15 protein-coding genes are annotated in these 21151 nt (G+C 68.5%); 9 read left to right on the forward strand and 6 right to left on the reverse strand.

Annotated elements, in window-relative coordinates; genetic code table 11:
• Entirely contained in the window at positions 1 to 1245 is a 1245-nt protein-coding gene (locus ABT170_RS18075; protein WP_329946276.1) for a sugar ABC transporter substrate-binding protein, read from the reverse strand.
• A gap of 235 nt (positions 1246 to 1480) precedes the next feature.
• Between ABT170_RS18075 and ABT170_RS18080 the strand changes: the two genes are divergently transcribed.
• Entirely contained in the window at positions 1481 to 2467 is a 987-nt protein-coding gene (locus ABT170_RS18080) for an acetylxylan esterase (protein ID WP_351868416.1), read from the forward strand.
• Positions 2468 to 2502: 35 nt separating this feature from the next.
• Here ABT170_RS18080 and ABT170_RS18085 read toward each other — a convergent pair whose 3' ends face one another.
• From ABT170_RS18085 to ABT170_RS18105, 5 genes are all read right to left on the reverse strand, one after another.
• Positions 2503 to 3573, reverse strand: a complete 1071-nt coding sequence (locus tag ABT170_RS18085; RefSeq protein WP_329946274.1) for a LacI family DNA-binding transcriptional regulator — start codon at positions 3571 to 3573, stop codon at positions 2503 to 2505.
• Between the two features lie 430 nt (positions 3574 to 4003).
• Positions 4004 to 4780, reverse strand: a complete 777-nt coding sequence (locus ABT170_RS18090; protein ID WP_329946273.1) for a succinate dehydrogenase/fumarate reductase iron-sulfur subunit — start codon at positions 4778 to 4780, stop codon at positions 4004 to 4006.
• Entirely contained in the window at positions 4777 to 6693 is a 1917-nt protein-coding gene (locus tag ABT170_RS18095; RefSeq protein WP_351868420.1) for a fumarate reductase/succinate dehydrogenase flavoprotein subunit, read from the reverse strand. Before ABT170_RS18095 ends, ABT170_RS18090 begins: the two co-directional genes overlap by 4 nt.
• 73 nt (positions 6694 to 6766) lie before the next feature.
• Positions 6767 to 7663, reverse strand: coding sequence for a succinate dehydrogenase subunit SdhC (gene sdhC, locus ABT170_RS18100; protein WP_502970533.1), 897 nt, complete (start codon positions 7661 to 7663; stop codon positions 6767 to 6769).
• A 9-nt stretch (positions 7664 to 7672) separates the two neighbouring features.
• Complete coding sequence (locus ABT170_RS18105) at positions 7673 to 7909, reverse strand: Rv0250c family protein (RefSeq protein ID WP_329946271.1); 237 nt, start codon at positions 7907 to 7909, stop codon at positions 7673 to 7675.
• Positions 7910 to 8195: 286 nt separating this feature from the next.
• On the opposite strand from ABT170_RS18105, the gene ABT170_RS18110 reads away from it, so the two are divergent.
• The 8 genes from ABT170_RS18110 to ABT170_RS18145 all read left to right on the forward strand — a co-directional run bounded on the left by ABT170_RS18110 (position 8196) and on the right by ABT170_RS18145 (position 21052).
• Entirely contained in the window at positions 8196 to 10694 is a 2499-nt protein-coding gene (locus tag ABT170_RS18110) for an ABC transporter family substrate-binding protein (protein WP_351868423.1), read from the forward strand.
• A gap of 358 nt (positions 10695 to 11052) precedes the next feature.
• Complete coding sequence (gene typA, locus ABT170_RS18115; RefSeq protein WP_266923434.1) at positions 11053 to 12927, forward strand: translational GTPase TypA; 1875 nt, start codon at positions 11053 to 11055, stop codon at positions 12925 to 12927.
• 511 nt (positions 12928 to 13438) lie between these two features.
• Complete coding sequence (locus tag ABT170_RS18120) at positions 13439 to 15055, forward strand: peptide ABC transporter substrate-binding protein (protein ID WP_329946269.1); 1617 nt, start codon at positions 13439 to 13441, stop codon at positions 15053 to 15055.
• A 131-nt stretch (positions 15056 to 15186) separates the two neighbouring features.
• Complete coding sequence (locus tag ABT170_RS18125) at positions 15187 to 16116, forward strand: ABC transporter permease (protein ID WP_266923438.1); 930 nt, start codon at positions 15187 to 15189, stop codon at positions 16114 to 16116.
• Positions 16109 to 17062: an ABC transporter permease gene (locus tag ABT170_RS18130; protein WP_329946268.1), complete on the forward strand. Its 954-nt coding sequence runs from the start codon at positions 16109 to 16111 to the stop codon at positions 17060 to 17062. The genes ABT170_RS18125 and ABT170_RS18130 overlap by 8 nt, the downstream gene beginning before the upstream one ends.
• An 11-nt stretch (positions 17063 to 17073) precedes the next feature.
• The gene (locus ABT170_RS18135) at positions 17074 to 18132 is read left to right on the forward strand and encodes an ABC transporter ATP-binding protein (RefSeq protein WP_329946267.1); all 1059 of its coding nucleotides are present in this window, start codon (positions 17074 to 17076) and stop codon (positions 18130 to 18132) included.
• Positions 18125 to 19267: an ABC transporter ATP-binding protein gene (locus ABT170_RS18140; RefSeq protein WP_329946266.1), complete on the forward strand. Its 1143-nt coding sequence runs from the start codon at positions 18125 to 18127 to the stop codon at positions 19265 to 19267. Before ABT170_RS18135 ends, ABT170_RS18140 begins: the two co-directional genes overlap by 8 nt.
• Before the next feature lie 153 nt (positions 19268 to 19420).
• On the forward strand, positions 19421 to 21052 hold the full coding sequence (locus ABT170_RS18145; protein ID WP_351868430.1) for a peptide ABC transporter substrate-binding protein: 1632 nt from the start codon (positions 19421 to 19423) through the stop codon (positions 21050 to 21052).
• Positions 21053 to 21151 lie beyond the last annotated feature (99 nt).

Below are 21151 nucleotides of genomic sequence, written 5' to 3' on the forward strand. Positions count from 1 at the left end.
CTACTTCACGAGGCCTTCGATCTGGGACTGCGCCGTCTTCAGCGCGTCCTCGGCGGAAGCCTTGCCCTGCGTCACCTTCGCGATGGCCTGGTCGACCTTGTCGGTGATCTCCGTCCACTTGGCCATGGACGGCGAGGACTTGGCGGTGTCCATCTGCTTCTTGAAGACCTGGAGGTTGGTGTCGTCGGCGAGCGAGCCGGAGGTCCAGGCCGAGGTGTTGGCCGGCAGGTCCTTGGTGCGCTCGTACCAGTCGGCCTGGCCCTTGGTGTCGGTCAGGTACTTGATGAACTCCGTGGCGGCGGCCTTGTGCTCGCTGTCCTTGGAGATCACCAGGGAGGAGCCGCCGGCCATGGAGACCGAGGACTTGTCCGCCGGGACGTTGGCCACGGCCCACTTGCCCTTGAGCTGGGGCTGGCCCTCGTTCAGGAGGGTCACGTGCCAGGGGCCGCCGAAGAACATCGGGACGCGGCCGTTGCCGAAGTCCTTCACGACGTCGTAGCCGGGCTGCACGGACTTGTTGGAGAGGCCCTTGTCGAAGTACGAGCCGTACTCCTTCAGCGCCTTGACGGCCTCGGGGCTGTCGATGACGGCCTCGCCCTTGTCATTGACGATCTCACCGCCCGCCGAGTACAGGAAGGAGTAGAAGTTCTGCACCGTGTCCAGGCCGCTCGGCTGGATGGACAGGCCCCACTTGGTACCGGTCTTCTCCTGGTACGCGGTCGCGAGGTCCTGCATCTCCTTCCAGTTGGTCGGAGCCTTGTCGATGCCCGCCTTCTCGGCCAGGTCGGTGCGGTAGTAGAGGACACGGGTGTCGACGTACCACGGCACGCCGTAGGCGGTGCCGTCCACCTCGCCCTGGTTCCAGCCCGACTCGAAGAAGTCCTTCTTGTCGAAGACCTTGGTGTCGACCGGCTCCAGGACACCGAGCTCGGAGAACTCGCCCATGTAGCTGCCGCCCATCTGCGCCACGTCCGGCATGGTGCCGGCGGCGGCGGCGGAGACCAGCTTCTGGTGGGCGACGTCCCAGCCCACCGGGGTCACCTTCACGGTGATGTTCGGGTTGGCCTTCTCGTAGACCTTGGCCACATCGGCGAGCTTCTCGCCCTCGGCCCCCATGGCCCAGACGGTGAGCGTCTGCTTCTTGTCCGCGGCGACGTCGTCGCCGCCGGAGCTGCCGCAAGCGGTGATGCCGAAGGCGAGCGCGACAGCGATGCTGACGGAGGCGGTTCTGGCGGTGCGGGACATGGAGGGCTCCTCCTTGAGCAATCCGAATGTATGCGCTGCCTGTAAGCGCATACATCACTCTGCGCCAGACATTCGGGAATCCGCAAGAGGGTGCTAGGTCACACTCGCGCAACGTGCTCGACATCTGGATGTCCGGCCACTGAACGGTAAACGTACGGTTTGCGGAAAAACAGTAGATGTGACCGATTCCGCTTGTTTGTGGACGTGCCCGAGGGGCCGGTCTACTGTCGCGATCATGTCTACGTACGTACATGACTTCCCCTTCGATCCGGCTCACGGGCGCACGCTCGATGAGCTCCTGCGCATACCCGCCCCCGGGGCCCCGGACGATTTCGAGGCGTTCTGGAGGGCCCGGTACGCGGCGGCCCGCGCGGTCGCCACGGAGCCGGAGCTCGGGCCCGTCGAGGAGGAGCGCGACGGCGTCCGCATCCACGGTGTGACGTACACCTCCGTGGGCGGGGTACGGCTGGGCGGCTGGCTCGCCCTGCCCGTCGAGGGGCCCGCCCGGCACGGCTTCGTCATCGGGCACGGCTACGGAGGCCGCCAGGAGCCCGGCCCCGATGTGCCGCTGCCCCTGCCCCACTCCGCCGCGATCCTGCCGTGTGTACGGGGACAGGGCGACCGCGGGCGGTGGGAGGGGATCCCGGAGGTGTCCTTCGAGCACGTCCTGCACGGCATCGAATCCCGCGAGACGTACGTCATCGGCGACTGTGTGGCCGACCTCTGGTGCGCCGCCTCGGCCCTCGGGGAACTGGTACCGGAACTGGCGGAGGGGGACACGCCGCGCCTCGGCTATCTCGGGGAGAGCTTCGGGGGCGGGCTCGGAGCCCTCGCGCTGCCGTGGGAGGACCGCTTCGGTGCCGCGCAGCTCACCGTGCCGACGTTCGGCAACCATCCGCTGCGGCTCACGCTGCCGTGCACCGGAAGCGGGGAGCCGGTGCGCGCGTACCACCGGGAGCACCCCGAAGTCACCGATGTGCTGCGGTACTTCGACGCGGCGACGGCCGCGGCGCGGGTGGAGCGGCCGACCCTGGTGGCCGCCGCCCTCTTCGACCCCTCGGTCCCGCCGCCGGGGCAGTTCGCCGTGTACAACGCGCTCGGCGGGGTGCGTGAGCTCCAGGTGCTGAGCGCGGGGCATTTCGTGCACGACGGGCAGGCCGCGGAGACGGCGGAGCTGCACGCGAACCGGCGGCGCTTCTTCGGGGAGCGGCTGGGGGCGTAGGGGGCGGGCCCGCCCGCCGGCGGCCGGGTGGTGGGTCAGCCGCAGCCGCAGCTGGCGCGGCGGGCCATGGACACCGGGAGCTCCAGGGACACCGGAGGGCGGTCGCGGTCGGCGAGGCGCTGCACCAGCAGCTCCACGGCCTGCTCGCCGAGCTGCCGTATCGGCTGCCGCACGGTCGTCAGCGGCGGGCGGACCATCCGGCTGAGCGGAATCCCGTCGAAGCCGGTCACCGCGATGTCCCGCGGCACCCGCACCCCGCGCCGCTCCAGCGCCTGGAGCGCCCCCACCGCCATCTGGTCATTGGCGAACAGCATCGCCTCCGGGCGGGGCAGGCCCGACGCGTCCGCCCGGTCCAGCAGTGCCTCGGCGGTCCGGGCGCCCTCGGCCTGCGTCATCGTCCCGGCGCGCAGGTCCGGCTCGTCCGGCACCGGCAGCCCGGCCTCCCGGCAGGCCTCCCGGAAGCCGTGGAACCGCGCGTCGGCGTCCGGCGAGCGCACCTCGCCGCCGATGAACGCGAGCCTGCGCAGTCCGTGGTCCTCGACGAGATGGCGGGCCAGCTCGCGCTCCCCGTCGGCGTTGGCGACCACGATGTGGTCCAGGTGGTCGATCTCGCGCGGCCCGGCGATCATCACCACGGGCAGCCGGCGCGATATCACTTCCAGGTCCTCGGTCGGTACGGTCTGCGCCAGTACGGCGAAGCCGTCGACCCGTCCCGCGACCTTCGCGACCAGGCTCTCGGGTCCGCCGTCCAGCGAGGCCGCGATCAGGAGCGCGTAGCCGTGCCGCCGGGACGCCCGCTCCATGCCCCGGATGATCTGGTCGGAGTAGAGCATGACGGCCTGGTCGTCGTCCGCGTCGCTCATCGCCGCCGCGGATTCGGCGTCCGGGTCCGCGTAGTCGGGAAAACACAGACCGAGGACGCCCGTGGTGCGGCTGGCCAGCCCCCGGGCGCTCCCGCTCGGTACGTAGCCGAGCTCGCGGGCCGCGTCCAGGACCCTTTCGCGGGTCTGGAGGCGTACGGAGTCCGGATTCCGGTAGACCCGCGAGACCGTGGCAATGGAGACGCCCGATCGCTCGGCGACGTCGTACACCGTGGGGGCGCTCACTCGACCGACCGTCCGCTTCTGCTTCCGTAGCGACGCGCCTGAGCGTGTGCTGCTGCGTGTGCTGGTTCGTGCTGGTTTGTCCGGGGTGATGCTGTTCACCCTGGCTTTTGAAAGCGCATTCACCCTAGATCGTGCCCTGTCGCACGGGCAAGACCATCCGACCCGGTGTGCACCGGTTCAGGCCAAGGGCCGCAGGCCGGGCCGGTCCTCCGCGCGGTCCGGGGCGCAGCCCTGCGGCACCCGCGCGATGCCGGCGCCGGTGCACGGCCGGCCGCCGCCGCGCCGATGCCCCACTGATCGCCGACACCCACGCGCGTCGTCCCGCCGGTTCATGATCCCTGCCCCGGGACCGAGGGCTGCCCCGTGAGCCCTGGCCAAAAAGCGATGACGGGACAGCCCCGGGTCGCGCCGCGGAGAGCCGGCCGCCCGGTCAGCTCCCGTTCCGGCGCCTTCCGATTTTGCTGCCCAGCCACACCAGCGGGTCGTACGTGCGGTCCACCACCCGCTCCTTCAGCGGGATCAGCGCGTTGTCGGTGATCCTGATGTGCTCGGGGCACACCTCCGTACAGCACTTGGTGATGTTGCAGTGGCCGAGGCCGTGCTCCTCCCGCGCCGCGGCCCTGCGGTCCAGGCCCGCCTCGGCGGCGGAGTCCAGGGGGTGCATGTCCAGCTCGGCGACCCGCATCAGGAAGCGCGGCCCGGCGAAGGCCTCCTTGTTCTCCTCGTGGTCGCGCACCACATGGCAGGTGTCCTGGCACAGGAAGCACTCGATGCACTTGCGGAACTCCTGCGAGCGCTCCACATCGACCTGATGCATCCGGTAGTCGCCCGCCTTCACCCCCGCGGGCGGCACGAAGGCGGGCACCTCGCGGGCCTTCGCGTAGTTGAAGCCCACGTCCGTCACCAGGTCGCGGACGACCGGGAAGGCCCGCAGCGGGGTGACGGTGATCGTCTCCTCCTGGCTGAACACCGACATCCGGGTCATGCACAGCAGCCGCGGGCGCCCGTTGATCTCCGCGCTGCACGAACCGCATTTGCCCGCCTTGCAGTTCCAGCGCACGGCGAGGTCTCCCGCCTGGGTGGCCTGGATGCGGTGGATGATGTCGAGGACCACCTCGCCGTCGTTCACCTCGACCGTGTAGTCCGCCAGACCGCCGCCGCCGGTGTCGCCGCGCCACACCCGGAACCGGGCCTCGTAGCCGCTCATTCGTACAGCTCCTCCTCGGCGAGATACTTGACCAGCTCCTCCTTCTCGAACAGGGAGAGCAGGTCCGGACGGATGGGTTCGGTCGTTCTCCGTACGAGCTCGATGCGCCCGCTCAGCGGCTCGGCCGCCCCACCGGCGAGCCGGCACAGCAGATTGACCGGACGCCAGGAGCGCTCCATCGTGGGGCGGTCCTCCCGGGTGTGACCGCCCCGGCTCTCGGTGCGCTCCAGCGCCGCCCGCGCGACGCACTCGCTGACCAGCAGCATGTTGCGCAGATCCAGGGAGAGGTGCCAGCCCGGGTTGAACTGCCGGTGGCCCTCGACCCCGGCGCGCCGGGCGCGTGCCCGCAGCCCGGCCAGCCGCTCCAGGGCCTCGGTCATCTCGGCCTCGCGGCGGATGATGCCGACCAGGTCGTTCATCGTCTGCTGGAGTTCCTGGTGGAGGGTGTACGGGTTCTCCGCGGGCTCCCCGGGGGCCGCGGGGTCCTCCGCGCCGAAGGGGCGCAGCGCCTCCGCCGCCGCCGCGTCGATCTGTTCCTCGTCCACCTCGGGGCGTCCTGAGGGTCCCGCCGCGTGGGCGGCGGCGTGCAGGCCCGCCCGCCGGCCGAAGACCAGCAGGTCGGAGAGGGAGTTCCCGCCGAGCCGGTTGGAGCCGTGCATGCCGCCCGCGACCTCGCCCGCCGCGTACAGTCCGGGCACGGCGAGGGCGGCTGTGGTGTCGGACTCGACGGCGATGCCGCCCATCACGTAGTGGCAGGTCGGTCCGACCTCCATCGCCTCCGCCGTGATGTCGACATCGGCCAGCTCCTTGAACTGGTGGTACATCGACGGCAGCCGGCGCCGGATCGTCTCCGCGGGCATCCGGGTCGACACATCCAGGAACACCCCGCCGTGCGGCGAGCCGCGGCCCGCCTTGACCTCGGCGTTGATGGCGCGGGCGACCTCGTCGCGCGGCAGCAGTTCGGGCGGGCGGCGGTTGTGGTCCGGGTCCTCGTACCAGCGGTCGCCCTCGGCCTCCGACCGCGCGTACTTCTCCTTGAACACATCGGGGACGTAGTCGAACATGAACCGCTTGCCCTCGGAGTTGCGCAGCACCCCGCCGTCGCCCCGCACCGACTCGGTGACCAGGATGCCCTTCACCGAGGGCGGCCAGACCATGCCGGTCGGGTGGAACTGCACGAACTCCATGTTCAGCAGGGGAGCGCCCGCCAGCAGGGCGAGCGCGTGGCCGTCGCCCGTGTACTCCCAGGAGTTCGACGTGACCTTGAAGGACTTGCCGATGCCGCCGGTCGCGAGGACGACCGCGGGGGCTTCGAGGACGAAGAAGCGGCCGGACTCCCGCTCGTAGCAGAAGGTGCCGGAGACCCGTTCGCCGTCCTTGAGGATCCGGGTGACCGTGCACTCCTGGAAGACCTTCAGCCGGGCCTCGTAGTCGCCCGTCTCGCGGAAGTCCTCCTGCTGGAGCGCGACGATCTTCTGCTGGAGCGTCCGGATCAGTTCGAGGCCGGTACGGTCCCCGACGTGCGCGAGCCTGGGGTACTCGTGGCCGCCGAAGTTGCGCTGGGAGATCTTCCCGTCCGGCGTACGGTCGAAGAGGGCGCCCCAGGTCTCCAGTTCCCAGACCCGGTCGGGTGCCTCCCTGGCGTGCAGCTCGGCCATCCGCCACTGGTTGAGGAACTTGCCGCCGCGCATCGTGTCGCGGAAGTGGACCTGCCAGTTGTCGCCGGAGTTCACATTGCCCATGGAGGCGGCGATCCCGCCCTCCGCCATGACGGTGTGGGCCTTGCCGAACAGCGACTTGCAGATGACCGCGGTGCGCGCGCCGCGCTCCCGGGCCTCGATGGCGGCGCGCAGTCCGGCGCCCCCGGCACCGACCACGACGACGTCCCACTGCTGTCGTTCGAGCTGAGTCACAGGAAGAACCTCACGGTCTGGAGGAAGCTCACGGTCATCAGTACGGTCACGGCACGTCCCGCCGGGCGGGGCACTAGAAGAATCTCGGGTCGTCGAAGGCCCCGGACGCGACGAGATAGACGTAGAAGTCGGCGACCGCCACGCTGATCAGCGAGGCCCAGGCGAGCTGCATGTGCCGGGCGTTCAGCTTTCCGGCCCACCCCCACAGCCGGTAGCGCACGGGGTGCCGGGAGAAGTGCCGCAGCCGGCCGCCGATGATGTGCCGGCACGAGTGGCAGGAGAGGGTGTACGCCCAGATCAGCGCGATGTTGACCAGGAAGATCAGCGAGCCGAGCCCCATGTGTCCCCACGCGTAGTGCTCGTCGCGGAAGGACAGCACGGTGTCGTACGTCAGGATTCCGGCGACCGGCACCGCGGCGTAGAAGAAGTACCGGTGCATGTTCTGCATGACGAGCGGGAAGCGGGTCTCGCCGCTGTACGAGGCGTGCGGCTCGGCGACCGCGCAGGCCGGGGGCGACGCCCAGAAGCCCCGGTAGTAGGCCTTGCGGTAGTAGTAGCAGGTCAGCCGGAAACCCAGGGGGAAGATCAGGATCAGCAGGGCGGGGGAGAGGCCCCACCAGCTGCCGAGGATCTCCCAGTTCGGGCCCGACCGCATGGGGGCGCAGTTCTCCGCCAGGCACGGCGAGTAGAACGGCGACACATAGGGGGCGGCGTAGTAGTCGGCGTTGGCGAAGGCCCGCCAGGTCGAGTACACGATGAAGGCCAGGAGTCCCGCGGCGGTCACGGCGGGTGCCAGCCACCAGCGGTCGGTCCGCAGATGGCGGGCGGGGATGGCGGCGCGCGAGGGGTGCCCGACGCCCCGCCCCGTGCCCGGTCCCGCTTTCGGTCCCGGTCCCGCCTTCGGTCCCGTGCCCGGTCCTGTGCCTGGTTCCGTATCCGAATCCGTGCCTGATTCCGTACCGGTGGCCAAGGGGCTCTCCTAGGGGGCGTGCCTGCCGCGGACGCCCAGACCCTCGTCGTCCGAGTCCGTCCACAGGGTGGCGTCGTACGGCGCGTCGTTGATGGTGACCATGCCGGCGCGGCGCTCCGGCGCTCCGGCGCCGTCCGCGGCATCGGCCTCGCGCAGTCGCGCGAGACTCCGCTCCAGCTGTCCGACGGTGCGGACCAGGTCGTCGAGGCAGTGCTGAACAGCCGTCAATTCCTTGTGCAGGGACATGACTTGCCCTCACTTCCGCGGTGGGCGGGTGGCAATGCTCATGCGGTTGCGAGTGTCGCGCGTCACATCGCCTTTGTGAAGGGAGCGGGGGCGTCCGGTCTTGGTGGAACGTTCCTCCGCTCGGGTGAGGTTGCGGGGCCGTGCGCCGTGTCTGCGCCGCCTCCCGCGCGGGGGCGCCTTCAGTGGATGCACGAAACCAGTGTGATCAACTGCAAATGCCACCAAAACGCACAATCCGGCCCATTCCGGTACGGGGTGGTCCGGGCCGGCCCCGGAGGTATCAGCCATGTCCCACGTCGGCGTCCCGCGCGGGACAGTCCGAAAGCGCCGCTCTCTCGCCCTCCTCACGGCCGGTGTGCTCACGATCCCGGTGCTGGCCGGATGCAGCTCGGGCACCCGGGACAGCGCGCGGCCCTTCCCGCAGGACATCGCCCCGGCCGCCCGTGACCTGGTCGCCGACGGCTCCTCGGTGAACTGGGCGGTCGACGCGCTGCCCGCCACCTTCAACGCCTTCCAGGCGGACGCCGACAGCACCACCGCACGGATCACCGGAGCGGTGCTGCCCACCCTCTTCCCGCTGGACGTGACCGGCAGGCCCCGGCTCAACCCGGACTATCTGGAGTCGGCGAAGGTCATCGGGCGCGAGCCCAAGCAGGTCGTGCTCTACAAGCTCAACCAGCAGGCCGTGTGGAGCAACGGCCGGGAGATCGGGGCGCCCGACTTCGTCGCCCAGTGGCGCGCGCTGAGCGGCAAGGACTCGGCGTTCTGGACCGCCCGCAACGCGGGCTACGACCGGATCGAGAAGATCGAGCGCGGCGCCGACGACCTCCAGGTCCGGGTCACCTTCTCCAAGCCGTACGCGGACTGGCGCGCGCTGTTCTCGCCGCTGTACCCGAAGGAGGTGACCGGTTCCCCGGACGCCTTCAACGACGGCACGCGCACCTCGCTCAAGACATCGGCGGGACCGTTCCGGCTGCGCAGTGTGAGCAAGGAGGAGGGGACCGTCACGCTCGCCCGCGACCCGCGCTGGTGGGGCGACGAGGCGAAGCTCGAAACGCTCGTCCTGCGTGCCGTCAAGCCCCAGGAACGCGCCGAGGCCCTCGCCGCCGGCACCCTGGACATCGCCGACATCGACCCGGCCGCGGCGCACCGTATCGCGCTGGCCGCCCGGGACGGGGGCGCGGCCGGGCAGCCGCTGACGCACGGCCCCGGGTCCGGCATGACGCCCGCCGACGCCCTGCGCTCCTGGGCTCTGGCGCACGGCTCGGACGAGGAGGAGGCGGAGACCGCACGGGCCGCCAGGGAGCGGAACAGGGTGGCCGCGGCGGCGTACGGGGCCGAGCAGAAGGCCCTGCGCGGCTATGCCGTCCGCAAATCCCTGGAGCCCGCCTACACCCAGCTCGCGCTGAACGGCGAGACCGGGCCGCTCGCGGACGACCGGGTACGCCGGGCGGTGGCCCGCGCCCTGGACCGCCAGGAGCTGGCCGACACCGTACTGGCGCCGCTGGGGCTCCCCGCGAACCCGCCCGGCAGTCACCTGGCCCTCGCCGGACAGCCCGGGTACAAGGACGGCAGCGGCGCGCTCGGCGACCAGAACACCAAGGAGGCCCAGGCGCTCCTGGCCGACGCGGGCTGGACCCGGGGCGGCGCGGCCCAGAAGCCCAAGGACACCAAGGCGGGCAGCGAGGCGGAGAAGGAGAAGGCACAGCAGAAGGAGAAGGAGAAGGAGGCGGGAGGGGCGGCGGAGAAGGAGGGGGCGGCCGGAGAGAGGCCCGACGCCAGCAAGAAGGCCGAGGACGGCACGGAGGGCAAGGCCTCGGACACGGCGGCGGACAGGACGCAGGACACGGCGGCGGACAAGGAGAAGGGGGGCGCGGGCAGGAAGGACGAGTCCGCCTCCGACGAGGGCACCTACATCGTCGGCGAGGACAACAAGCCGGGCGAGGGTCCGGGCGACGCGAACGGCTCCCGGCCGGGCGCCGCCGTCCACATCCTCGCCCCCGCCCCCGCCGCGGCCGACCAGAGCGCCGCCCTGCTGCGCCAGGCCGGGGCCCTCACGGACGCGAAGCCCGCGTCCGGTACGGAGGCCAGGGCCGACGGTGCCGCCGAGGAGCAGCCCTCCAGGGTCAGCGCCCAGGACAAGCAGCCGGGCGGCGCCGCCGGCGCGTACGCCCCCGCGGGCACCGCCGCACCGGCCCCCGCCTCGGTGCGGGGACCGCTCGGCAAGGAGGGCAAGACGCTGACCCTGCGCTTCGTCCTCCCGTCGGGGCCCGGCTCCCAGCCGCTGCGCAGCGTCGGCGAGAAGATCGCGGCGATGCTGGACTCGATCGGCATCGGCACGGAGATCACCAAGGTCCCCGACGACAGCTATTTCAAGGACCACATCGCCTCCGGCGACTACGACCTGGCGCTGTACTCCTGGCCCGCCACCGCCTACCCGGCGACCGACGGGCGCCCGATCTACGCCAAGCCCGAGCCCGCCACCGACGGATCGCTGCTCGTCGAGCAGAATTACACCCGGGTCGGCACCGACCACATCGACCAGCTCTTCGACCAGGCGGTCTCCGAGCTCGACGAGGACGCCGCCCGGGACCTGATGAAGCAGGCGGACGCACGGATCTGGGCCGCCGCCGGATCCATTCCGCTCTATCAGCGACCGCAGCTCGTGGCGGTCGACAAGAAGCTCGCGAACATCGGTGCCTTCGGCTTCGCCGCACCCCGCTACCAGGACATCGGTTTCAAGAAGACGCAAGCGGCGGGTTCCCCCGCGAACCGTAAGAAGTAGCAGGTCAAGGCCGCACTCAAAGCTCAGGAGCTGCTCAATTCCCTTGCCCGCCGGTTGCCCGGCGGGCAAGGTGGTGTCCGTCCCGACCCGGGCTGTTCTCCTCCCCCCACACCCCCTGATCCACCCTTTTCACCCGGTTGCCGAGCAGCCGGCCAGTGACCGGATACGGGCTGAATATCGGCTGAATATCGGCTGAATCCCCGTGGAAGAGCGGCCTCGCGGAACGGGCCGGGAAGCCCGCGACGCGCCGGGCCCGTACCATTGGACGAGCCGTGGCGTGTCCGCCCGGCGGGCGTACGAGGACTCGAGACCGACTGAGACGCCTGATCCCACGATCCGAGAGAAGCGCAAGCCACCCATGCCCACGCGCCACGACATCCGTAACGTAGCCATCGTCGCCCACGTCGACCACGGCAAGACCACGCTGGTCGACGCCATGCTCAAGCAGGCCGGCGCGTTCGCCGCGCACGCCGCCGAGCACCTCGACGATCGCATGATGGACTCGAACGACCTGGAGCGTGAGAAGGGCATCACGATCCTCGCCAAGAACACGGCGGTGAAGTATCACCCCAAGGACGGCGGGGACCCGATCACGATCAACATCATCGACACCCCCGGCCACGCCGACTTCGGCGGCGAGGTCGAGCGCGGTCTGTCGATGGTGGACGCGGTCGTGCTGCTCGTCGACGCCTCCGAGGGCCCGCTCCCGCAGACCCGGTTCGTGCTGCGCAAGGCACTCTCCGCGAAGATGCCGGTCATCCTGTGCATCAACAAGACGGACCGCCCCGACTCCCGGATCGACGAGGTCGTCAACGAGACGTACGACCTGTTCCTGGACCTGGACGCGGACGAGGAGCAGATCGAGTTCCCGATCGTCTACGCCTGCGCCCGTGACGGCGTCGCCTCGCTGACCAAGCCGGAGGACGGCACCGTCCCGGCCGACAGCGAGAACCTGGAGCCGTTCTTCAACACGATCCTGTCGCACGTCCCGGCGCCGGAGTTCGACGCGGACGCGCCGCTCCAGGCCCACGTCACCAACCTGGACGCCGACAACTTCCTCGGCCGTATCGCGCTCTGCCGCGTCGAGCAGGGTGAGCTGCGCAAGGGCCAGACCGTCACGTGGATCAAGCGCGACGGCACGATGTCCAACGTCCGTGTCACCGAGCTTCTGATGACCGAGGCGCTCACCCGCAAGCCGGCCGAGATGGCGGGCCCGGGTGACATCTGCGCCGTCGCCGGATTCCCGGACATCATGATCGGCGAGACCCTGGCCGACCCCGAGAACCCGATCGCGCTGCCGCTGATCACGGTCGACGAGCCGGCCATCTCGATGACCATCGGCACGAACACCTCGCCGCTCGTCGGCAAGGGCGGCAAGGGCCACAAGGTCACCGCCCGCCAGGTGAAGGACCGGCTGGACCGTGAGCTGATCGGTAACGTCTCGCTCCGCGTCCTGGACACCGAGCGCCCGGACGCCTGGGAGGTCCAGGGCCGCGGTGAGCTCGCGCTGGCGATCCTCGTCGAGCAGATGCGCCGTGAGGGCTTCGAGCTGACGGTCGGCAAGCCGGAGGTCGTCACCAAGCAGATCGACGGCAAGACCCACGAGCCGATCGAGCGCATGACGATCGACTCGCCGGAGGAGCACCTCGGCGCCATCACGCAGCTGATGGCGACCCGCAAGGGCCGCATGGAGACCATGACGAACCACGGTTCGGGCTGGGTCCGCATGGAGTGGATCGTTCCCTCCCGCGGCCTCATCGGCTTCCGTACGGAGTTCCTCACCCAGACCCGCGGCACGGGCATCGCGCACTCCATCTTCGAGGGCCACGAGCCGTGGTTCGGCGAGCTGCGCACCCGTCACAACGGCTCGCTGGTCGCCGACCGCTCGGGAACGGTCACGCCGTTCGCGATGGTCAACCTCCAGGAGCGCGGTGTCATCTTCACCGAGGCCGGCACCGAGGTCTACGAGGGCATGATCATCGGCGAGAACTCCCGCGCCGACGACATGGACGTGAACATCACCAAGGAGAAGAAGCTCACCAACATGCGTGCGGCCTCCGCGGACACCACGGAGAACGTGGTCCCGGCCCGCAAGCTGTCGCTGGAGCAGTCCCTGGAGTTCTGCCGCGAGGACGAGTGCATCGAGGTCACCCCGGAGACCGTGCGCATCCGCAAGGTCGTCCTGGACGCGAAGCAGCGCGGCCGCACGGCCTCGCGCGCCAAGAACGGCTGACCGCGCCACGAGCGGGCCGAGCCCGCTCCGGGTGACCGGAGCGGGCGTTCCGCATGTGCAGATCGTCCGGCGCGGCCAGGGCCTCTTCTGGTCGTACAGTCGTACTTTCGGCACGGGCGTTGACAGAAGGTCCGGCCCCTCGCAGAGACTGTGGGGGGCCGGACCTTTCCGTCAACCATATTTCCTGACCGTGCTGTCCGGATATCGGGCGTCGCTCTCCGGAACATGTGTTAACAGTCCGTTTCGGGCGTGTCTGTCTGGGATCACTTTGTCCGGATTTCGGGCACACGCGGTGGTCTGATGTTGTCAAACCGAGACCCTTTAAGTGTGGTTTACAGCCCGGCCGTACCCAATAGTTGGCTCCATTGAGCTCGGGTCAATGGGTCACGCACTGTGGGGAGTGCCGACTCACGAGCACACTCGGGGCACTGAACGATCACCGTCAGGGGTGTCGGTGAATCTCTCCAGTGCCCCTCTTGTAGTCAAAAGTGGACTCATGAGGAGGAAACCCATGCGCGGTGCCAAGAGCGCCAAGTGGGTCGCGGGAGCGGCAATCATCGCCCTGGCCGCGACTGCCTGTGGTGGCGGCGACAGTGACGAAGGCAAGAAGAACACGTCGGGACAGCCCGCCGGGTACGTCTCGATCGACGTCGGCGAGCCGCAGAAGCCTCTGATGCCGGCCGACACGAACGAGAGCAACGGCTCCTACGTCATCCAGTCGCTGTTCACGCAGCTGCTGGACTTCGACGACAAGGGCGACATCGTTCTCACGAACGCCGAGTCCGTCGAGACCAAGGACTCCAAGACGTGGACCGTCAAGCTCAAGAAGGGCTGGAAGTTCCACAACGGTGAGGCCGTCACCTCGCAGTCGTACATCGACGCGTGGAACTGGTACGCCAACGTCAAGAACGCCCAGCAGAACGCGTTCTGGTTCTCGGACATCAAGGGCTACGCGGACGTCCACCCGGACAAGGGTGACCCGAAGGCCGAGGCCATGTCCGGTCTGAAGGCCGTGGACGACACCACGTTCACGATCGAGCTGTCGGAGAAGGTTCCGTACTTCAACTACAAGCTCGGCTACGCGACGTTCGCGCCGCTGCCCAAGGTCTTCTACGACGACCCGAAGGCGTTCGGCCAGAAGCCGATCGGTAACGGTCCGTACTCGTTCGAGAAGTGGACCCACAAGAAGCTCATCCAGGTCAAGGCCTTCGATGGGTACCAGGGTCCGAACAAGGCTGCCAACAAGGGCATCCAGTTCAAGAACTACTCGACCGTCGAGGCCGCCTACCAGGACGTCCTCTCCGGCAACCTGGACATGATCCGCCAGGTCGGTCCGAAGGACCTCCCGAAGTACAAGACGGACCTCGGTGACGGCGCGATCGAGCAGCCGTACGCCGCGATCCAGTCGCTGAACCCGGCGTTCTACTCCAAGACGTTCAAGGACATCGACCCCAAGGTCCTCCAGGGTCTGTCCATGGCGATCGACCGTGACACGATCACGAAGACCGTCCTGAACGGCACCCGCACCCCGGCGACGAGCTTCACGCCCCCGCAGGTCAAGGGCAACCAGACGCTCGACTCGGACATCCTGAAGTTCAACCCGACCAAGGCGAAGCAGCTGATCAAGGACGGCGGCGGCGTCCCTGAGAACAAGATCTTCATCCAGTACAACGCCGACGGCGGGCACAAGGAGTGGGTGACCGCTGTCTGCGAGTCCATCCGCAACGCCACCGGGGTCGACTGCGTGGGCGACGCCAAGCCCGACTTCCCGACCGACCTCGAAGCCCGTGACAACGACGAGGTCAAGGGCTTCTACCGCGGTGGCTGGGTGGCCGACTACCCGGTCAACGTGAACTTCCTCAAGGAGCTTTACCACTCCAAGGCGGAGTCCAACAACGGCCGCTTCAACGACAAGGAAATCGACGACCTGATGGCGAAGGGGGACAAGGCCGACTCGCTCGAGGCCTCGGTCGCCGCCTACCAGGAGGTCGAGAAGAAGCTCGTCGACAAGATGCCGGCCATTCCGCTCTGGTACTACGCCATCAACGGCGGCCACGGCAAGAACGTCGACAACGTCAAGGTCGACTTCCACGGTGACCTCGAACTGACCGGCGTCACCACCAAGTAGTACGCCGGCGGGTCATTTCCCCACTTGGCCGTTATCCGGTACAGCTGCCCCTCAGCGGTGCCGGAGGCTCGGGGGTCGTCTCTGCGAAGAGGCGGCCCCCGAGCCGCAGTTATCCCCACACGGAGGCACCCATGGGGCGCTATGTCGCACGACGACTGCTCCAGATGATCCCGGTCTTCCTCGGGTCGACCCTACTGGTCTTCCTGATGATGTACGCACTGCCCGGCGACCCCGTCAGAGCGCTGGCCGGTGAACAGCATGTCGATCCCTCTCAGATCGCCGCGCTGAAGGCGGAGTACGGGCTCGACAAGCCGATCTGGCAGCAGTATTTGAACTACCTGGGCAATCTGTTCCAGGGCGATTTCGGCACGCAGATCGGAACGCAGCGTCCGGTCTCCGAAGTCATCGCCGACGCCTACCCGGTCACGATCCAGCTGGCGCTCTTCGCCTTCGTCTTCACGGTCGTCGCGGGCATCTCCCTCGGCATCATCGCCGGGCTGAAGGCCGAGTCCCTCCGGGACCGCGGTCTGCTCGGCCTGACGCTGGTGCTGATCTCCATGCCGTCCTTCGTGCTGGGTTTCCTCGTCCAGTACTTCGTCGCGTTCAAGCTGGGCATCGCCAACCCGAACGTGAGCATCGACCCGACGCCGACCGAGCTGATCATGCCGGCCATCGTCCTGGCGTCGCTGTCCCTCGCCTATGTGGCCCGTCTGACGCGTACGTCGGTCGCCGAGAACATCCGCGCCGACTACATGCGCACGGCAGTCGCCAAGGGCCTGCCGCGCCGCCGCGTCATCGGCGTCCACCTGATGCGCAACTCGCTCATCCCGGTCATCACCTTCCTCGGCACCGACATCGGTGCCCTGATGGGCGGCGCGATCGTGACCGAGGGCATCTTCAACATCAAGGGCGTCGGATCGCTCGTCTTCGAGGCGCTCGCCAAGCGTGAGGGCGCCACCGTCGTAGGCGTTGTGACGCTGCTCGTCATCGTCTATCTCGTCTGCAGCCTGCTCGTCGACCTGCTCTACGCGGTCCTGGACCCGAGGATCCGGTATGCCTGACACCACCGCACTCAAGAGCACCGACGCTCCGGCCACCGGCGTGGAAGCGCCCGCCGTGACGGACTCCGGGCCCGCTCCCGGCAAGCCGCGCAGCCTCTGGTCCGACGCCTGGCACGACCTGCGCCGCAACCCGCTGTTCATCATCTCGATGGCGCTGATCCTGCTGCTCGCCGTCATGGCGATCTTCCCGAGCCTGTTCACCAGCGCCTCGCCGCGGGACGCCAACCTGGCCGAGCACTACCTCCAGCACCCGAAGTGGGGCAACTTCTTCGCCCCCGACTGGCTCGGCTACGACGTCCAGGGCCGCTCGATCTACGCGCGTGTCGTGTACGGGGCCCGAGCCTCCATCACCGTCGGTGTGGTCGTGACCATCGCGGTCACCGTCACCGGCCTGGTGGTCGGCATGATCGCCGGTTACTTCGGCGGCTGGATCGACACGATCCTCTCCCGCATCACCGACGTCTTCTTCGGTGTTCCGTTCATCGTCGGCGCCATGGTCATCCTGACCAGCTTCGAGGAGCGCTCGGTCTGGGTCGTGATCCTGTCGATGGCCTTCCTCGGCTGGACACAGATCGCCCGTGTCGCCCGAGGCTCGGTCATCACGATCAAGCAGTCCGACTACGTGGTCGCCGCCAAGGCGCTCGGCGCCTCCACCACCCGGATCCTGACGCGGCACATCCTGCCGAACGCCATCGCTCCGGTGATCGTGGTCGCCACCATCGCGCTCGGTGGTTACATCGCCGCCGAGGCCACCCTGTCGTTCCTCGGTATCGGCCTCGCCGAGCCGACGGTCTCGTGGGGCATCGATGTGTCCTCCGCGAAGGACCAGCTCCGCAATGCTCCGTACGTCCTGGTCATCCCCTCGGTGATGGTCTCGGTCACGGTGCTGTCCTTCCTGATGTTCGGCGATGCGGTCCGCAACGCCCTCGACCCCAAGATGCGCTGAGGGAGGCGTTCGTGACTATCATCGACAAGACGGCACACGTCCCCGAGCCGCGGGATTCCGTCAAGGGCGACGGTCCGCTGCTGGACGTCCGCGATCTGCACGTGGAGTTCCACACCCGCGACGGTGTGGCCAAGGCGGTCAACGGTGTGAACTACACCGTCAGCGCCGGCGAGACGCTCGCGGTGCTCGGCGAGTCCGGTTCCGGCAAGTCCGTGACCGCGCAGACCATCATGGGCATCCTCGACATGCCGCCCGGCAAGATCACCCAGGGTGAGATCCTCTTCCGCGGCCAGGACATGCTCAAGATGTCCAACGAGGAGCGCCGGAAGATCCGCGGCCGGAAGATCGCGATGATCTTCCAGGACGCCCTCTCCTCGCTGAACCCGGTCCTGACCGTCGGCTACCAGCTCGGCGAGATGTTCCGGGTCCACCAGGGCCTGTCCAAGAAGGCCGCCAAGGCCAAGGCCATCGCGCTGATGGACCAGGTCAAGATCCCGGCCGCCGCGGCCCGTATCTCCGACTACCCGCACCAGTTCTCCGGCGGTATGCGCCAGCGCATCATGATCGCCATGGCGCTGGCCCTGGAGCCGGACCTGATCATCGCGGACGAGCCGACCACCGCGCTCGACGTGACGGTGCAGGCCCAGGTCATGGACCTGCTCGCGGAGCTCCAGCGCGAGTACAACATGGGCCTGATCCTGATCACCCACGACCTCGGCGTGGTCGCCGATGTCGCGGACAAGATCGCCGTGATGTACGCGGGCCGGATCGTGGAGACGGCACCGGTCGGCGAGCTGTACAGCCGCCCGGCGCACCCGTACACCAAGGGTCTGCTGGACTCGATCCCGCGCCTGGACCAGAAGGGCCAGGAGCTCTACGCGATCAAGGGTCTGCCGCCGAACCTCACGCGCATCCCCTCCGGCTGCGCGTTCAGCCCGCGGTGCCCGAAGGCGCAGGACATCTGCCGTACGGACACCCCGGCCCTGCTCCCGGTGACCGAGCAGGACGGCACCGAGCTGGACGGCCGCGGCAGCGCGTGCCACTTCTGGAAGGAGACGATCCATGGCTGAGCTCAAGAAGGAGCCGGTGGACGCCACCCCGAACGTCTCCGACGTCGAGACCGTGCACGCCGCGACCGAGGCCGAGGCGGTCGCCGCCATCGACGCGCCGGTCTCCCAGGGGGAGCCGATCCTCCAGGTGCGCAACCTGGTCAAGCACTTCCCGCTGACCCAGGGCATCCTCTTCAAGAAGCAGGTCGGCGCGGTCAAGGCCGTCGACGGGATCTCCTTCGATCTCTACGCGGGCGAGACCCTGGGCATCGTGGGCGAGTCCGGCTGTGGCAAGTCCACGGTCGCCAAGCTCCTGATGACGCTGGAGCGCGCCACCGCCGGTGAGGTCTTCTACAAGGGCCAGGACATCACCAAGCTGTCCGGCCGTGCGCTGAAGGCCGTGCGCCGCAACATCCAGATGGTGTTCCAGGACCCGTACACCTCGCTGAACCCGCGGATGACGGTCGGCGACATCATCGGGGAGACCTTCGAGATCCACCCCGAGGTGGCCCCGAAGGGTGACCGCCGCCGCCGGGTGCAGGAGCTGCTGGACGTCGTCGGGCTCAACCCGGAGTACATCAACCGGTACCCGCACCAGTTCTCCGGCGGTCAGCGCCAGCGCATCGGCATCGCCCGCGGCCTCGCGCTCAACCCGGAGATCATCATCTGCGACGAGCCGGTCTCCGCGCTCGACGTGTCGGTGCAGGCCCAGGTCATCAACCTGATGGAGAAGCTCCAGGACGAGTTCAACCTGTCCTACCTCTTCATCGCGCACGACCTGTCGATCGTGCGGCACATCTCGGACCGGGTCGGCGTCATGTACCTCGGCAAGATGGCCGAGATCGGTACGGACACCGAGATCTACGACCACCCGACGCACCCGTACACCCAGGCGCTGCTGTCGGCCGTCCCGGTGCCGGACCCGTCGGCGCGCGAAGGCCGTGAGCGGATCATCCTGAGCGGTGACGTTCCGTCACCGGCGAACCCGCCGTCCGGCTGCCGGTTCCGTACCCGCTGCTGGAAGGCGGAGGACAAGTGCGCCACGGAGATGCCCCTGCTGGCCATCCCCGAGCGCTTCGCGTCCTCGACCACCCCGGCCGCGCACGAGTCCGCGTGCCACTTCGCCGAGGAGAGGGACGTCGTGCACGCGGCGTGACCCTCCGGCGTACGTGAGCGAAAGGCGCCCGGTCCCCCTTGGGGGGCCGGGCGCCTTCGCGTGTGCCCGTACGGGGTAAGCGAAAATGCGATAGGCCGTCAAATGGGGTGATATAGGGCATTGAGCTACTCAATGGACTCTAGGAGGCACTTCATGCGCGGAGCCACACAGGCCAGGTGGGCCGCATGTGCGGTGGCTGTCGCCCTGACAGCGACGGCCTGCGGCGGCGGGGACAGCGACAGTGGCGGTGGTGGCGCCGACGGGATCGTGAGCTCCTCCTGGGGCGATCCGCAGAATCCGCTGGAGCCCGCGAACACCAACGAGGTGCAGGGCGGCAAGGTCCTCGACATGGTCTTCCGGGGTCTCAAGAGGTACGACCCGAAGACCGGCGAGGCCACCGACATGCTCGCCGAGAAGATCGAGACGACGGACTCGCAGAACTTCACGATCACGATCAAGGACGGCTGGACCTTCTCCAACGGGGAGAAGATCACCTCCAAGTCCTTCGTCGACGCCTGGAACTACGGCGCCGCGCTGAAGAACAACCAGAAGAACGCCTACTTCTTCCAGTACATCGACGGCTACGACAAGGTGCACCCGGAGAGCGGTGCCGCCAGTGCGGCCTCCCTCACCGGGCTCAAGATCGTCGACGACAGGACCTTCACGGCCAAGCTCAGCCAGAAGTTCTCGCTGTGGCCCGACACCCTCGGCTACCCGGCGTTCGCCCCGTTGCCCGAGCAGTTCTTCACGGACCACGACGCCTGGCTTTCCAAGCCGGTGGGCAACGGCCCGTACACCATCGACAAGTACGCCAAGGGCTCGTCGATGAACCTGCGCAAGTGGGACGAGTACCCCGGCGACGACAAGGCGCAGAACGGCGGTATCGACCTCAAGGTCTACACGGACAACAACACCGCCTACACCGACCTGACGGCCGGCAACCTCGACCTCGTCGACGATGTGCCCGCCTCCCAGCTCAAGAACGTCAAGGCGGACCTCGGCGACCGCTACATCAACACCCCGGCCGGCATCATCCAGACCCTCGCCTTCCCCTTCTACGAGAAGGCCTGGGACACCCCGGACGGGGCCAAGGTCCGCCAGGGCCTGTCGATGGCGATCAACCGGGTGCAGATCACCGACCAGATCTTCCAGAAGACCCGCACCCCCGCCTCCGACTGGACCTCCCCGGTCCTCGGCGCGGACGGCGGCTTCAAGAAGGGGCTGTGCGGCAAGGAGTGCACGTACGACAAGACCGAGGCCAAGAAGCTGATCGAGGAGGGCGGCGGCATCCCCGGCGGCCAGCTCAAGATCTCGTACAACGCGGACACCGGCTCCCACAAGGAATGGGTCGACGCCGTCTGCAACAGCATCAACAACGTCATGGGCAACAACAAGGCCTGTGTCGGCGGCCCGGTCGGCACCTTCGCCGACTTCCGCAGCCAGGTCTCCCAGCAGAAGCTGTCCGGCGCCTGGCGCGCCGGCTGGCAGATGGACTACCCGCTGATCCAGAACTTCCTGCAGCCGGTGTACTACACCAACGCCCCGTCCAACGACGGCAAGTGGAGCGACCAGAAGTTCGACGACCTGGTCGACCAGGCGAACGCCGAGACCGACAAGGCGAAGGCCGTCTCCACCTTCCAGGACGCGGAGAGGATCCTCGTCCAGCAGATGCCCGTCATCCCGCTCTGGTACCAGAACGGCAGCGCCGGCTACTCGGACCGGGTCTCCAACGTCGCGCTGAACTCCTTCAGCGTCCCGGTCTACGAAGAGATCAAGGTCAAGTGACCCGCTGACACCGGGTGGCGGGGCGTCCCGAGCGCCTCCGCCGCCCGGCCCGGGGCACGCCACGGTCCCCTTCCCCCCGCCTGTTCGCCCCGACCCCCG

The sequence above is a fragment of the Streptomyces sp. NPDC001787 genome (assembly GCF_040297465.1).
In the GTDB taxonomy this organism is placed as follows: domain Bacteria; phylum Actinomycetota; class Actinomycetes; order Streptomycetales; family Streptomycetaceae; genus Streptomyces.

Coding starts and splice junctions, on each gene's coding strand:
- ABT170_RS18075 (WP_329946276.1), bottom strand. CDS start 1,245: ATGTCCCGCACCGCCAGAACCGCCTCCGTCAGCATCGCTGTCGCGCTC.
- ABT170_RS18080 (WP_351868416.1), top strand. CDS start 1,481: ATGTCTACGTACGTACATGACTTCCCCTTCGATCCGGCTCACGGGCGC.
- ABT170_RS18090 (WP_329946273.1), bottom strand. CDS start 4,780: ATGAGCGGCTACGAGGCCCGGTTCCGGGTGTGGCGCGGCGACACCGGC.
- ABT170_RS18105 (WP_329946271.1), bottom strand. CDS start 7,909: ATGTCCCTGCACAAGGAATTGACGGCTGTTCAGCACTGCCTCGACGAC.
- ABT170_RS18110 (WP_351868423.1), top strand. CDS start 8,196: ATGTCCCACGTCGGCGTCCCGCGCGGGACAGTCCGAAAGCGCCGCTCT.
- typA (WP_266923434.1), top strand. CDS start 11,053: ATGCCCACGCGCCACGACATCCGTAACGTAGCCATCGTCGCCCACGTC.
- ABT170_RS18120 (WP_329946269.1), top strand. CDS start 13,439: ATGCGCGGTGCCAAGAGCGCCAAGTGGGTCGCGGGAGCGGCAATCATC.
- ABT170_RS18125 (WP_266923438.1), top strand. CDS start 15,187: ATGGGGCGCTATGTCGCACGACGACTGCTCCAGATGATCCCGGTCTTC.
- ABT170_RS18130 (WP_329946268.1), top strand. CDS start 16,109: ATGCCTGACACCACCGCACTCAAGAGCACCGACGCTCCGGCCACCGGC.
- ABT170_RS18140 (WP_329946266.1), top strand. CDS start 18,125: ATGGCTGAGCTCAAGAAGGAGCCGGTGGACGCCACCCCGAACGTCTCC.
- ABT170_RS18145 (WP_351868430.1), top strand. CDS start 19,421: ATGCGCGGAGCCACACAGGCCAGGTGGGCCGCATGTGCGGTGGCTGTC.